This is a genomic window from Pseudarthrobacter sp. 01T43 (assembly GCF_056398665.1).
Map to the genome: position 1 here is coordinate 1 of NZ_JBFTPV010000068.1, position 1,341 is coordinate 1,341.

The 1,341-nt window shown below is 55.5% G+C and carries 1 rRNA gene; it reads right to left on the reverse strand.

Annotated features, from left to right (window positions below):
- Window positions 1-1,341, reverse strand: a 23S ribosomal RNA gene (locus AC1DIM_RS19770); the annotation flags it as partial.

Consider the following 1,341-nt stretch of genomic DNA (forward strand, 5'->3'; position numbering starts at 1 on the left):
TGCAATTTCGCCGAGTTTATGGTTGAGACAGCGGGGAAGTCGTTACTCCATTCGTGCAGGTCGGAACTTACCCGACAAGGAATTTCGCTACCTTAGGATGGTTATAGTTACCACCGCCGTTTACTGGGGCTTAAATTCTCAGCTTCGCCGCGAACGGCTAACCGGTCCTCTTAACCTTCCAGCACCGGGCAGGAGTCAGTCCGTATACATCGTCTTGCGACTTCGCACGGACCTGTGTTTTTAGTAAACAGTCGCTTCCCCCTGGTCTCTGCGGCCCCGATCCCCTCCCACCAGCRYGTGGTGTTCAAGGTTGGGGCCCCCCTTCTCCCGAAGTTACGGGGGCATTTTGCCGAGTTCCTTAACCATAATTCTCTCGATCGCCTTAGTATTCTCTACCTGATCACCTGTGTCGGTTTGGGGTACGGGCGGCTAAAACCTCGCGTCGATGCTTTTCTCGGCAGCATAGGATCACCAAATCCCCCCTCACGGGGGTCCCATCAGATCTCAGGCATCATGAACAGCGGATTTGCCTACCGTTCGCCCTACATCCTTAGACCGGGACAACCATCGCCCGGCTCGGCTACCTTCCTGCGTCACACCTGTTAATACGCTTGCCTCCCAGGATCAGGTCCCGCGCTCCACCAAAACCCGCACACCACAAGGGCGATTGGGCAGGTCTCGGGCGGTTAGTATCCCCTGTTCAACATGGACGGTTTTTCGCCGGTACGGGAATATCAACCCGTTGTCCATCGACTACGCCTGTCGGCCTCGCCTTAGGTCCCGACTTACCCAGGGCAGATTAGCTTGACCCTGGAACCCTTGATCATTCGGCGGACGGGTTTCTCACCCGTCTTTCGCTACTCATGGCTGACGTCAGTAACCTTGTAGGGCCCATTAGCCATCCAGTAGCTCTACCTCCGGTAAGAAACACGCAACGCTGCACCTAAATGCATTTCGGGGAGAACCAGCTATCACGAAGTTTGATTGGCCTTTCACCCCTACCCACAGCTCATCCCCTCCATTTTCAACTGAAGTGGGTTCGGTCCTCCACGACGTCTTACCGTCGCTTCAACCTGGCCATGGGTAGATCACTYCGCTTCGGGTCTAGATCACGCCACTGCAACGCCCTRTTCAGACTCGCTTTCGCTACGGCTTCCCCACACGGGTTAACCTCGCGACGTAACACTAACTCGCAGGCTCATTCTTCAAAAGGCACGCCGTCACCAGAATCAGACTGGCTCCGACGGATTGTAAGCACACGGTTTCAGGTACTGTTTCACTCCCCTCCCGGGGTACTTTTCACCTTTCCCTCACGGTACTGGTCCGCTATCGGTCATTAGG